10 protein-coding genes are annotated in these 12,826 nt (G+C 37.5%); 8 read left to right on the forward strand and 2 right to left on the reverse strand.

Annotated elements, in window-relative coordinates; genetic code table 11:
- The 6 genes from HRU49_RS12270 to HRU49_RS12295 all read left to right on the forward strand — a co-directional run.
- The coding region (locus HRU49_RS12270; RefSeq protein ID WP_296357588.1) for a hypothetical protein at positions 1-772 on the forward strand (772 nt) is incomplete at its 5' end.
- Between the two features lie 73 nt (positions 773-845).
- Positions 846-2,228: an alanine/glycine:cation symporter family protein gene (locus tag HRU49_RS12275; protein ID WP_296357590.1), complete on the forward strand. Its 1,383-nt coding sequence runs from the start codon at positions 846-848 to the stop codon at positions 2,226-2,228.
- Positions 2,218-2,475: a DUF4212 domain-containing protein gene (locus HRU49_RS12280; RefSeq protein WP_296357592.1), complete on the forward strand. Its 258-nt coding sequence runs from the start codon at positions 2,218-2,220 to the stop codon at positions 2,473-2,475. The genes HRU49_RS12275 and HRU49_RS12280 overlap by 11 nt, the downstream gene beginning before the upstream one ends.
- A gap of 19 nt (positions 2,476-2,494) precedes the next feature.
- Positions 2,495-4,249, forward strand: coding sequence for a sodium:solute symporter family protein (locus HRU49_RS12285; protein ID WP_296357606.1), 1,755 nt, complete (start codon positions 2,495-2,497; stop codon positions 4,247-4,249).
- 8 nt (positions 4,250-4,257) lie between these two features.
- Complete coding sequence (gene acs, locus HRU49_RS12290) at positions 4,258-6,165, forward strand: acetate--CoA ligase (protein ID WP_296357594.1); 1,908 nt, start codon at positions 4,258-4,260, stop codon at positions 6,163-6,165.
- A gap of 328 nt (positions 6,166-6,493) precedes the next feature.
- Entirely contained in the window at positions 6,494-7,159 is a 666-nt protein-coding gene (locus HRU49_RS12295; protein WP_296357596.1) for an HAD family hydrolase, read from the forward strand.
- On the opposite strand, the gene HRU49_RS12300 is transcribed toward HRU49_RS12295, so the two are convergent.
- The gene (locus HRU49_RS12300) at positions 7,152-8,627 is read right to left on the reverse strand and encodes a helix-turn-helix transcriptional regulator (RefSeq protein ID WP_296357598.1); all 1,476 of its coding nucleotides are present in this window, start codon (positions 8,625-8,627) and stop codon (positions 7,152-7,154) included. The two genes, HRU49_RS12295 and HRU49_RS12300, sit on opposite strands and share 8 nt — an antisense overlap.
- 118 nt (positions 8,628-8,745) lie before the next feature.
- Here HRU49_RS12300 and aceB point away from each other — a divergent pair, with 118 nt between their 5' ends.
- The gene (aceB, locus tag HRU49_RS12305; protein ID WP_296357600.1) at positions 8,746-10,344 is read left to right on the forward strand and encodes a malate synthase A; all 1,599 of its coding nucleotides are present in this window, start codon (positions 8,746-8,748) and stop codon (positions 10,342-10,344) included.
- Between the two features lie 135 nt (positions 10,345-10,479).
- The gene (locus HRU49_RS12310; protein WP_296357602.1) at positions 10,480-12,111 is read left to right on the forward strand and encodes an isocitrate lyase; all 1,632 of its coding nucleotides are present in this window, start codon (positions 10,480-10,482) and stop codon (positions 12,109-12,111) included.
- A gap of 192 nt (positions 12,112-12,303) precedes the next feature.
- Here HRU49_RS12310 and HRU49_RS12315 read toward each other — a convergent pair.
- Positions 12,304-12,826 (reverse strand): outer membrane beta-barrel protein (locus HRU49_RS12315; protein ID WP_296357604.1); only part of this gene is annotated, 523 nt, incomplete at its 5' end.

The following is a 12,826-nucleotide window of genomic DNA, read 5'->3' on the forward strand; positions in this document are numbered from 1 at the left end:
TTACGCAAAATTTATACGCAACGTAGAAGGCTACCTTATACATTTAAAAATGAGGTTTAAAAAATCGCCTAGTGAATGTCCTGATACTGTGTTATGCATATCCCCTTACAATACTGCAACTACCTTTTTATCAAGTTCATTCAGTCCTGAGGTGTCTAAGCACGAACCGATTCATTATATATCCTATAAATTACTAGATAAGGATTTCGACAAATATTTTAAACAACGCTTCGATTATTTAAACCTTAAGTTAGAATGTTCAGGATCTTGGAGTGCCTATATAGATGAGTTAGCCAATAATGAAATTGCTAAAAATTTACAATATTTATGTGTCTTAAGATCTCCATCATCTTGGATTACTTCGGTGATCAATTACTGGAATAAGACCAACATGCTTAAATTTTATTATGACATTCCACTTGAGCATTTTTGGCAAGAAAAGGTAGGAGTTAATTTAAGAGATTTTGATTTTGAGTCAGATTCCAAGACCAATCAGGACATTATAGATAAGCTGATTTCTTATTATTTTGAATTTACTGAAAAAACGAGTAAACTTAAGAACATTACCTATATTCCTTTAAAAGAAATTTCAGATAGTATTCCAATGGTCGAATCCCTTATCGATGAAAAAGCCAATGTTATAGATAGTTGGAAGCGAGAAAACAATAAGAAACGTTTTATTTATAAGAACGACGAGCTCGATAAAAGATATAAGCGTCTTACCAGAAAGCTTATGAAAAGACGGCAAGCTGCACCAAGGTTGGCAAGCTAAAGCATCGTTCATAAATTAACATTTTCGTATTATAATTATATTCTTTTTCATGGGTTTATTACATTTATAACCTATGGAAAGTCTTAACCAATTATTCAGTGATTTTTCTTCTTTTGCTTGGGGTTTACCCTTATTAATTTTATTGATTGGAGGCGGTTTATACCTGTTAATTAGATCGGAATTTTTACCATTTCGTTATTTAGGGCATGCCATTAGTGTGCTTCGTGGAAAATATGATAACCCAAATGACCCTGGTCAAATATCCCATTTTCAAGCTTTAACTACAGCATTATCATCTACCATAGGTATGGGTAATATTGCAGGTGTGGCCTTAGCCATTTCCATTGGAGGACCTGGCGCCATGTTTTGGATGTGGATAAGTGCTATTGTGGGTATGGCGACAAAGTTCTTTACATCCACCTTAGCTATTATGTACCGAGGAAAAGATAGCAGCGGCGAAATTCAAGGTGGTCCTATGTATTTTATCACAGAAGGTCTTGGTAAGCGTTGGAAGTTTTTGGCGATTATGTTTAGCGTCTTTGGAATGTTGGGAGCCTTACCGGTGGTCAATGTCAACCAGCTTAAGCAAGCCATTAACGATATTATTTTAATTCCGAATGGCGTGGAGGTCAATCTTAGTTCTAATCTCGTTATTGCAGGCACCCTAGTGGTTTTTACATCGATTATTATTTTAGGTGGACTAAAACGTATTAGTATTGTGGCGTCCAAAATGGTACCCTCTATGGTTGTACTGTACTTTATATTGGTACTGATTATATTAGGTGTCAAATATACTCAAGTTCCTAAATGTCTCATGCTAATTTTTACAGATGCCTTCGAAGCTCATTATATTAAAGGCGATGCTTTTTTTGGTGGTATGTTAGGAGCTTTGATTTTATTGGGTGTAAAACGTGGTGCCTTTTCTAATGAAGCGGGTATTGGAACCGCTCCCTTAGCCCATGGCGCAGCTAAGACAGATGAACCTATTAGAGAAGGTCTCGTGGCTATGCTTGGTCCAGTAATCGATACCTTGATTGTTTGTACTTTGACGGCTTTGGCTATTTTGGTAACAGGAGTTTGGCAAACCACAGCTAATAATGGAGTTAGTCTTACCGCATCAGCGTTTGAAAGTGCATTACCTTATGGCCAATACCTACTCATGATATGCGTCTTTATATTTAGTGTGTCCTCACTATTTTCATATGCTTATTATGGCTCTAAGTGTTTATCGTTTTTAATAGGAGCTGATAAAAAGCAGTATTACAACGTGCTATATATAGGCAGTATAGTCATTGCTGCCACGACCGAATTTCAAGCCATGATTGATTTTATTGATGGGGTTTTTGCCTTTATGGCCATTCCAACAATGATTGCAACCATAGCCTTAGCACCAAAAGTTGTTGCCGCTTCGAAAGACTATATTAATCGTTTAAAATTAAAAAAATATGAGCAGTAAAGATAAGGCCAAAGCCTATTGGCGTTCCAATATTAGATACGTCGTAATTCTTCTTACGATATGGTTGGTAGTATCCTATGGTGCGGGTATTTTATTTAAAGATGCTCTTAACACCATTCAGATTGGCGGCTTTAAATTAGGATTTTGGTTTGCACAACAAGGTGCCATGTACGTTTTTGTAATCCTCATATTTGTGTATGTACGACTTATGAATGCTCTGGACAAAAAGTTTGGTTATGATGCCTAGTCCTTTATACATAACGAGCATTGATGTACAAACCTGGACTTATATCCTTATAGGGTTTACCTTCACGTTATATATCGGTATAGCTATATGGTCTCGAGCAGGATCAACAAAAGACTTTTATGTTGCTGGAGGTGGAGTATCTCCTTTAGCTAATGGTATGGCCACGGCAGCCGATTGGATGAGCGCCGCCTCGTTTATTTCTATGGCTGGTATTATTTCGTTTGCAGGTTATGATGGAGCGGTTTATCTCATGGGATGGACGGGAGGTTATGTTTTATTAGCCCTGTTATTAGCGCCTTATTTGAGAAAATTTGGAAAGTTCACGGTACCTGATTTTATTGGTGATCGTTATTATTCAAAAACGGCGCGTATTGTCGCTGTCTTTTGTGCGTTGCTCGTTTCCTTTACTTATGTGGCAGGGCAAATGCGTGGAGTAGGTATTGTGTTCTCTAGGTTTTTAGAAGTGGATATAAATACGGGAGTCATTATAGGTATGCTCATGGTCTTATTCTATGCCGTGTTAGGTGGTATGAAAGGCATCACTTATACCCAAGTGGCACAGTATTGCATTCTGATATTTGCCTTTATGGTACCTGCAATTTTTATTTCGATTCAAATGACAGGAAATCCCATACCTCAATTAGGATTTGGGAGCCAATTGGTAGATGGATCTGGGACTTATCTTCTCGATAAATTAGATGGCCTCGGTACAGAATTAGGTTTTGCCGAATATACTAAAGGCTCTAAGTCCATGATTGATGTATTTGCCATAACATTAGCCTTAATGGTTGGTACGGCAGGTTTACCTCATGTTATTGTTCGGTTTTTTACAGTGAAGCGTGTTAGAGATGCACGCAAATCGGCTGGAATAGCCTTATTGCTTATCGTCATTTTGTATACAACAGCTCCTGCCGTAGCAGCATTTGCTAGAACTAACCTCATTGAAACAGTCTCCGAGCAACCTTATGCCACCATTCCGGAGTGGTTTAAAAAATGGGAAACCACACAGTTGGTTGTATTTACAGATAAGAATAGCGATGGTGTAATTCAATATGTGGCTGGTGATGCTTTTTTAAAGGGAGAAAATGGTAAGTTCGATTTTAAGCAACCCAATCTTACGTCGGCTAATGAATTGTATGTGGATAGAGATATCATGGTTTTAGCCAATCCTGAAATTGCCAAACTTCCAAACTGGGTTGTTGCTTTGGTAGCTGCTGGTGGATTAGCAGCTGCCTTATCTACCGCAGCTGGATTACTCTTAGTCATTTCATCATCGGTATCTCATGATCTTATAAAGAAAATTATAAAACCTTCAATTTCCGAACGTGGAGAACTCGTAGCAGCACGTTTATCGGCTGTAGGTGCGGTATGTATCGCTGGTTATTTTGGAATCCATCCACCAGATTTTGTAGCGGCCGTGGTAGCTTTAGCTTTTGGACTCGCAGCGGCATCCTTTTTTCCAGCAATTATTTTAGGGATCTTTTACAAGCGTATGAACAAGCAAGGCGCCATTGCCGGAATGCTTGTAGGGATTACGAGTATGTTATTATACATGATGAAATATAAGTTAGGCTGGTTCGACGAGGTTTTACCTCCAAAGAACGAATGGTGGTTTAGAATTTCACCAGAAGGTTTTGGAACCATCGCAATGATGCTTAATTTTATAGTAGCAATACTAATTATGAAATTTACAAGCCCTCCGCCAAATGATGTACAAAAGATGGTTGAAGACATTAGAATTCCGAGTGGAGCAAATAAGACAACACAACACTAAAATAGACTATGAGTAACTACCATATCAAGCAATTTGAAGAGTATTATCATGTGTATCGCAAGTCGGTACGAGCACCAGAACAGTTTTGGGAAGAAATTGCCGAAGAACATTTCTATTGGAGAAAGAAATGGGAAAAGGTATTATCTTGGGACTTCACCAAACCAGAGATCAAGTGGTTTGAGGGTGCCAAACTTAATATCACAGAGAACTGCTTAGACCGCCATTTACATTCTAGAGCCAATAAAACTGCCATTTTATTTGAGCCTAATAATCCAGATGAACCCGCAGAACATATAAGCTATAAACAATTACACGAACGTGTGTGTAAGCTTGCCAATGTCTTAAAGGAAAAAGGTATCGAAAAAGGAGATCGTGTGTGTATTTATTTACCGATGATTCCAGAATTGGCAGTATCAGTCTTAGCCTGTGCGCGTATTGGTGCCATTCATTCTGTGGTGTTTGCAGGATTTTCAGCTAGTGCTTTAGCAACGCGAATTAATGATTGTGATGCCAAAATGGTGATTACTTCAGACGGCTCGTATCGTGGTGCAAAAACCATTGATTTAAAAGGAATAGTAGATGAAGCTTTAGACGACTGCAAAGGAGTGGCATCTGTATTAGTGGCAAAACGCATCAATTCTGACATTACTATGAAAGAAGGGCGCGACTTTTGGTTACAACCTCTTTTGGATGAAGCTTATAACGATTATACCGCAGAAGTTATGGATGCCGAAGATCCATTGTTTATTCTTTATACTTCAGGATCTACAGGAATGCCAAAAGGAATGATGCATACGTGCGGTGGCTACATGGTGTATACGGCTTACACCTTTAAAAATGTATTTGATTATAGGGAAGATGATGTCTATTGGTGCACGGCAGATATTGGTTGGATTACAGGGCACAGTTATATTGTTTATGGGCCATTGGCTAATGGCGCCACAACAGTGATGTTTGAAGGAGTACCGAGCTATCCTGATTTTAGCCGTTTTTGGGATATTGTAGAAAAGCATAAGGTGACACAGTTTTATACAGCACCAACAGCCATAAGAGCACTAGCAAAGCAAGGGACTGCCTTTGTAGAAAAACACGACTTATCTACCTTAAAGGTGTTAGGAACGGTAGGAGAACCAATTAATGAAGAAGCTTGGCATTGGTATAATGAAAATATTGGAAAGAAAAAGAGTCCAATCGTTGATACCTGGTGGCAAACCGAAACAGGTGGTATAATGATTACTCCAATTCCGTTTTCTACTCCGACCAAACCTACGTATGCCACGTTGCCGTTTATAGGTATTCAACCTGCATTAATGGATGAACATGGAGACGAAATTCAAGGAAACCAAGTAGAAGGAAGGCTCTGTATAAAATATCCTTGGCCGTCGATTGCGAGAACTATTTGGGGTAATCACCAACGTTATAAAGACACTTATTTTTCGGCCTTTGATAATATGTATTTTACAGGTGATGGCGCCTTACGTGATGAGGTTGGCTATTACCGAATTACAGGACGTGTAGATGATGTTATTATTGTTTCTGGACATAATTTAGGGACAGCTCCAATTGAAGATGCTGTTAATGAGCATCAAGCAGTTGCTGAATCTGCCATTGTCGGATTTCCTCATGATGTAAAAGGGAATGCCTTATATGGTTATATTACCTTAAAAGGTAGTAGTGAGGGTAGAAATCAGGACAATCTTCGTAAAGAAATCAACCAGCTGATTACCGACCGTATAGGACCAATAGCGAAGCTTGATAAAATTCAATTTACGGCAGGCTTGCCAAAAACGCGTTCTGGTAAGATTATGCGTCGTATTCTTCGTAAAATTGCTTCAAACGAAACCGATCAATTAGGCGATACCAGTACCTTACTTAATCCAGAAGTTGTGCAGAGTATTATTGATAATGCTTTATAATATTTAATTAAATGACAGTCCTTAGATTTGGCAGACAAATGTCTGCATAAAACTGCAACCGTTAAGAATCAAATGCTGTTTGAGCAAAGCGAAATCATTTTATAAAGGACGATTTGTAGAAAGACCGTCGAAAATCTAAGACCTAGACTTTTTTGATACGTTTTTGGTTTTTTAACTGCGATGTACATCACGAGTTTTTATACAGTGAATTTAGACGAATAAAAATGAACGTTCTAATAATTTAAGACGAAAAGAAGAAAGAATCAAAAGATGACTTCACCTTCATAATAAATTAAACTTTCTATCTTCGCCAAAACAAAAAAATCAAATGCTTAAAGCCGTACTATTCGACATGGATGGTGTTATTGTAGACACGGAACCACTGCACAGAAAAGCCTATTTTAAAATGTTTTCTGATGTACAAATTCATGTAGATGAAGCATTGTATGCCTCATTTACAGGGCAGTCTACCATTAATATTTGTAAACGCTTGGTGAATCATTTTAATTTAAGCTACAGTCCAGAGTATTTGGTAAAATTAAAGCGCCAGCATTTTAAGTACCTGTTTGAAAATGATACGGACTTGGCTTTAATAGAGGGAGTTTTAGAGCTGATAAAAGATTATCATACAAATGGCCTAAGGCTTGTAGTCGCCTCATCTGCCTCTATGCCTAATATTAACCGCATTTTTGAGCGTTTTGACTTAGACCAATATTTTATGGGAAAGTTTAGTGGTGCTGATTTAGAGCAGTCCAAACCACATCCAGAGATTTTTATTAAAGCTGCTGAATATACAGGCTATACGAAGAAGGAATGTGTGGTTATAGAAGATTCTACCAATGGTTTTAAAGCTGCAAAATCAGCAGGAATATATTGCATAGGCTTTAAAAGTCCGCATTCATCAGGCCAAGACCATAGTTTGGCAGATGTATTGATTACCAGTTATGAATCAATTACTACGTCGCTCCTTCAGAAGTTGATAGATTCTAACTAAATTTTTTCTGAATCGTTGCTACTACACCAGCCGTAACGGCTTCTTTGAGGTTAGCCATTAATACCTTAGCTGGTGCACGACGCACCTTACAATTTTCAATAGCACAGCGCTCGCAAGTAACACCAACATCAACGGTTTTTATGCTTTTATCCTCGAGAAAATTCACTTTACCTTTTAATTGTCGATCTATTTTAATCCCAATAGAGACACTGCGTATTGCATCATGTATAAATGGATCTGCTGTAGCAGATGCCAAAACCAGATAAGACGTGTTTTCAGAAGGATAATTAGAAATTTGTATATCAAATTCGTGCTGACTATTATTGGTTTTAAGTTGTTGTATGACCCTCAAAGAAATCCAACGCAGGCAATACTTTTCATTAGTTTCATTAGCACGAGGAGACTGTGGTTTTGCAAGATGCAGCTCTTTTTTAAGGTTATAGGTTTGAGAATTGCGTTGATGCGAAAACCTTAGAAAGAACAGATTTCTGAGGTTAAAATCTTTAGGTAAAACATTCGTAGCACGCTGATAAAGCGATTCTGGCGATACGTTATAATTGTTTAAAAGTGCTTCAAAGGTACTTTTTTTAAACCGTCGCTTTTCAAAAATCGACTTTAAATAGGCGACCAAACTTTGTCTTGGCATGATGAGTGCACCCGCAAAATAGGAGGCATAAAAATTATTGAGAACCTGATCAAAATTATCAAAGGCAATCCATGAAAAGGTATATAATCTATCTTCAATGTTTAAATAGTTGTAGGCTAATTCTTTGGCATAAATAAACGTACGCTGTGCATCATCGATACTGTTATTTATAAGTAGTGTATTGCTCTTTGGTACAAAAATCGATCTTAGATCACTAAGCTCATTGTGTATTTCTAGCTCATCGTTATTAATGGTATAACCAAATTCTTCAACCAGTATATCTTCAAGTTCTTGTGCTTGAATACGTTTTTTCAAGTCGATCTGATAAGTTTTGGCAAATTTTATAACGAACTGCTCCAGATGCTCAAAATAATTGTTGTTAGCTTCTTGAAACGAACGCACTGATGCCAGAAAGAAGTTTTCGCGACTGAAATCGTGATTTCTAGCAATATCGATGATGGTGCTTATAAATGCTGTTACTTTTTGTGGGGCGTTAGCAATAATATCTATTAAAGTACTTTCCTGAATTCCAAAAAGCTCCAATGGAATTTCTTTGAGCAATTTGGATTGCAAAATTTCACCAATAGGAGCCAGATTTTTATCGAGTTTTAAGGATACTAAATCATCATACGGTACATCTAAATGTTCAGAGAGCGCAGCAATTTTATCTGGTTTAGGATATTTTTTTCCCTTTTCAATTTCGTTAAGATAAGATTTAGAAAGTCCTGATAATTTAGAAAGTCCAAAAAGCGAAAGCTCTCTATCTGTGCGGATTTGCTTGAGTTTTAATCCAAATATAAGTTTGATATAATCCTGTTCCATAAAACAAATATAGTATAATCTGCGAATTTATAATTTTGGCGAATATATAAAAATAGCGAACGTTCGCTTGTATTTTTGAAAATATGGTTGTAATATTGTTTCATTAAATGCAATAATTATGGAATATATAGCCACCACTACACCTGATCTCAAATTTAACGAAACTGTTACCAACACCTATCCAGAATTACTTACAGAGGACGCTTTACACTTTTTAAAAGAACTTCACAGGCAATTTAATAACAAACGTTTGCAATTGTTAGCGCAGCGCGAAGCAGAACAAGTATATTTTGATGCTGGAAATTTTCCATCGTTTCCGACTGAAACTAAGGATATACGAGAAGGTGATTGGGAGGTCAAAGACATTCCAAAAGATCTCTTAGATAGACGCGTCGAAATTACAGGTCCTGTGGATCGTAAAATGGTCATTAACGCACTTAATTCAGGTGCTATGACTTTTATGGCCGATTTTGAGGATAGTAATGCTCCGAGTTGGAAAAATACAATGCAAGGCCAACAGAATCTTTTGGATGCTAATCACAAGACCATTGAGCTCATTGATCTTGAGAGAGAAAAAATTTACAGTCTTAAGGATGAGACTGCAGTTTTACTGGTGAGACCAAGAGGACTTCATCTTAGCGAAAGACATGTTACGGTAGATGGTGAAGAATTATCTGCTAGTCTGTTTGATTTTGGTTTATATGTTTTTCATAATACTCGAGTTTTACTTAACCAAGGTTCAGCTCCTTATTTTTATTTACCTAAACTTGAACATTATACCGAAGCACGTTGGTGGAATGCGGTTTTTGAGTTTGCACAAAGTTACTTAGGTGTGCCAAACGGAACCTTTAAGGCTACCTTGTTAATAGAAACGATAACTGCAAGTTTTCAGTTACATGAATTTATATACGAACTGAAGGACCATATCGTTGGACTTAATTGCGGACGATGGGATTATATTTTTTCCTACATCAAAAAATTTAGAAATCATAAGAATTTTATTGTGCCTAATCGCGATCAGGTAACGATGCTTACACCTTTTATGGAAGCCTATTCTAATTTAGTGATTAAGACTTGTCATAAACGTGGTATTCATGCAATGGGAGGCATGGCCGCACAAATTCCAATTAAAAACAATCCATATGCAAATAAACAAGCCTTAGAAAAAGTAAGAATAGATAAGGAACGTGAAGCAAAGAACGGCCATGATGGAACTTGGGTAGCACATCCAGCACTTGTTGATGTAGCCATGACCGAATTTAACAAATACATGCCCACACCAAATCAGATATTTAGAAAGCGTGAAGATATTATTGTGTCAGAAAACGATTTGGTAGTCTTACCTGAAGGCACTATTTCCGAAGCTGGTATTAGAAAAAACATAAATGTTGGTATACTGTATATTGAAGCATGGTTGAGAGGTTATGGAGCAGTGGCCTTGTACAATTTAATGGAAGATGCAGCGACTGCTGAAATTTCAAGAACACAAGTATGGCAATGGCTTAAGAATGAAGTATCTCTAGAGGATGGTCGCACATTCAATCGTAAATTGTTTGAATCTATTTTTGATGACGAAGTAGAAAAACTTATACGTGAAGTCGGTGAGGCCAAAATCAAAAACACAAAATTCTGTAATGCCATAACCTTATTTAAACGACTGGTCACACAGGATGAATTTGAAGAGTTTTTAACGCTTTCAGCGTATCAACAGCTTTAATAACACTGGTTTCAATGACGCTTTATTAGATGATTAAACTCTGTCTAGATATGTAAACAACAAAAAAATCCCGCTAATGCGGCAACATTACACGGGATTCATATTAATATATACTCATTAATACATTTCAAAATTATGAAAAATTTACCACAACAGAACTATGCTTCAGCACTTAATGCAGTAAGAGACCTTAAAGCAAAATATGCAAAGTCTTGGGAAGCCATTGACCCACATTATGTAGCACGTATGGTCACTCAAAATCGTTTTAAAACAGGTTTAGATATTGCTAAATACACAGCAGCGATCATACGTGAAGACATGGCAGCATACGATGAAGACCCTGCTGCTTATACACAATCTTTAGGTTGTTGGCATGGATTTGTTGCACAACAAAAGATGATTGCGGTAAAAAAGCATCATAAAACTACGAGTAAGCGCTACTTGTATTTATCTGGTTGGATGGTAGCTGCGTTACGTTCTGAGTTTGGACCATTACCAGACCAATCGATGCACGAAAAAACTGCAGTTCCGGCGCTTATTGCCGAAATTTATGATTTCCTAAGACAAGCAGATGCTATTGCATTAAATGATTTGTACAGACGTCTAGAAAATGGAGAAGATGTAAAAGCGGAAATTGATAACTTCCAAACCCATGTTGTACCGATTATTGCTGATATCGATGCTGGTTTTGGTAACGAAGAAGCTACCTATTTACTGGCTAAAAAAATGATTCAGGCTGGTGCTTGTGCTATACAGATAGAAAATCAGGTATCAGATGCTAAGCAGTGTGGCCACCAGGATGGTAAAGTAACAGTACCTCATGAAGATTTCATTGCTAAGTTAAATGCTGTGCGTTATGCCTTTTTAGAATTGGGTGTAGATGATGGCATTATTGTAGCGCGTACCGATTCTGAAGGAGCTGGTCTTACTCAAAAATTACCAGTAAGCCAAGAACCTGGAGATTTAGCCTCGCAGTATTTAGCATTTATTGATGCTGAAGAGGTAGCTATAGAAGCGGCTAGGGAAGGCGATGTTTTCTTAAAGCGCCAAGGCAAACTCATGCGACCAAAGCGTTTAGCAAATGGATTGTATAAGTTTAAAGAAGGCTCTAATATAGACCGTGTAGTGTTAGACTGTATCACCAGTTTACAAAATGGGGCTGATTTACTATGGATAGAAACACCAACACCAGATCTTAAAGCCATAGCACATATGGTGAATCGTATTAAAGCCATAGAGCCAAAGGCCAAACTGGTCTATAATAATTCACCTTCCTTTAATTGGACTTTAAATTTTAGACATCAGGCTTACGATGCTATGTTGGCTGAAGGTGAAAACATGACAGCATACGATAGAAACAACTTGATGGATGAGGCTTATGATACTACAGAGCTAGCATTTAGGGCAGACGAAAATATCAGAACATTTCAGTTAGATGGTGCGCGCGAGGCTGGGATTTTTCACCACCTTATTACCTTACCCACCTATCACACCACGGCATTACACATGGATGATTTGTCTAAAGGCTATTTCGGTAATGAAGGTATGCTAACTTATGTGCGAGATGTGCAGCGTCAAGAAATCCGTAAGCAGGTGGCTTGCGTCAAACACCAGCGTATGGCAGGCTCTGATTTAGGTGATGATCATAAAACCTTTTTTGCCGGTGATAAGGCTTTAAAAGCAGGAGGTGCTAAAAACACCTCTAATCAATTTAATACATCAGGAAAAGTAAAAGAAATTAAAAAGCCATTGACCGTAGTAGCGTAAGCTACCACAGTATTTTTCTTGATTATGTTTAGTTAGATCAAAACACATCCATTCCTGGGTGTGTTTTTTTCTAATATAATAATATTTGGACAATAGACTTAATGTTTGAGCAGTCGTAACATAGGTGAGTAAATCATTTTATAAACGAAAGAATTCGTTCAAACTTTTGTCGAAGGAATGACAGGTTAATTTCTACCCCTCAAAATCAAAATCATCACCACCAGTACCATTACCACGGCCATTACGTTCGCGTTGCTTTTGCTGGTTAAAGCGGTAGGTAAAGGCTAGGTTAAAGGAGCGCACACGTCTTTGGAACTCGCCATAATTATTAAAGCTATCCGTAAAGTTATCACTTCGTCGCTTACGAGAATTAAACACATCTCTTACATTGACCGCTAAAGAAGCCTTGTCTTTAAATAAGTCTTTACTAAAGGCCAAGTCCATAGAAAAGATACCTTTGTTACGGCTTTGTGCCGTTTCACTTGGACCTCTGTAAAACAAGCGTGTTTGCCAGTCTACATTGCCTGGTAAAGTGTATTTGTTATTTAAACGCTCAAACCAACTGAGGTTATCAGCATCAAAATTTTGGCCTTCAAAATCACCACGTGTTTGGGATTGAAATAAATTAAAGTTACCATTAAGGTTCCATTTCTTGGTAGGTCTAAAGGTCAGGGTAAACTCTGCACCAAAACGGTCGTTGGTCGCCAAGTTAATT

Source organism: Winogradskyella sp. (assembly GCF_013213975.1).
GTDB lineage: Bacteria > Bacteroidota > Bacteroidia > Flavobacteriales > Flavobacteriaceae > Winogradskyella.